This is a genomic window from Plesiomonas sp. ZOR0011 (genome assembly GCF_000800945.1).
Classification (GTDB): domain Bacteria; phylum Pseudomonadota; class Gammaproteobacteria; order Enterobacterales; family CAMTGL01; genus Plesiomonas; species Plesiomonas shigelloides.
The window spans coordinates 1-817 of the sequence record NZ_JRKB01000125.1; the positions used below are offsets into that span (position 1 = coordinate 1).

Annotated in this window: 2 protein-coding genes; one reads left to right on the forward strand and one right to left on the reverse strand. The window is 50.2% G+C overall.

Translation table 11 applies throughout. The annotated features are described in order from the left end of the window. Window positions 1-252, forward strand: a 252-nt coding sequence (locus L975_RS18495) for a hypothetical protein (protein ID WP_047709410.1), incomplete at its 5' end; no start/stop codon positions are given. 77 nt (window positions 253-329) lie between these two features. Here L975_RS18495 and L975_RS18270 read toward each other — a convergent pair. After that, complete coding sequence (locus tag L975_RS18270; RefSeq protein WP_156121246.1) at window positions 330-479, reverse strand: hypothetical protein; 150 nt, start codon at window positions 477-479, stop codon at window positions 330-332. Window positions 480-817: the final 338 nt, after the last annotated feature.

Below are 817 nucleotides of genomic sequence, written 5' to 3' on the forward strand. Positions count from 1 at the left end.
AGCGACCCACCAGAAATGGGGGGGATCTTTAAGTCCGATTCGGGTTTCGCCACTCTTGATTTGAGCACCGGAAAACGCCTGTTTTCTGTGAAGCTCGTCAGGAGGGCGAAGCCTTTGGAAAAAAGCACCTGCTGTGCCAGCCCTATATCCTCTCTTACGCAATCTCTCGGCTCTTCCAAAACATCAAAAAAACTTATTGGGCGCGGAGCGCATCTTGCCGTTCCGCTGATCGGCAAGCGTGATTGTGCGTAAAGCTCAGGTCAGCTTTGCTGTCCTAGCTTTTCCACATGAACGCTTCCTTATCGGTTAAATTTCGTACGTACGAAATCTTACTCTTTTGTTTCGCTAGGGCAGGATTCGCCATTTGCTAGCGTTTGCCGCCGCTTTTCTTTCAGGATTGCTTTAGCCCACTCTCCGGCTGCTTTCATTTCTTCTCTCAAAGCGGTGATCTCTTCCTTGCTCAATGGTCGGTATTCCATTTCGCATCTCTCCATGTTTTTTGGGTTCGGCTCCGCTATTTCGTATGCACGAAATTTTAGCTGTTATGTGGCGGCTAGTGCAGGATTCGTAACTTGCTGGCATTTGCCGCCAGTATTCTTTTTTATCTGAATTGCGCATGACAAGATCAAGCGAGGGACAAGGTATGTTTTGTTGAACCGCCACCCTGTGACGGCACCTCAAAACGACCCTGATCAGGGCTGCGCCCCGATACCCCGCTGGCACTTCACGGGTACGCAAAAGATTTGCGTACCCGTTCATCGCCTCGATTTTTAAAGTGGGGCCACTGGCCCCACCCTGATCTTTTGCCAGTTAAGCC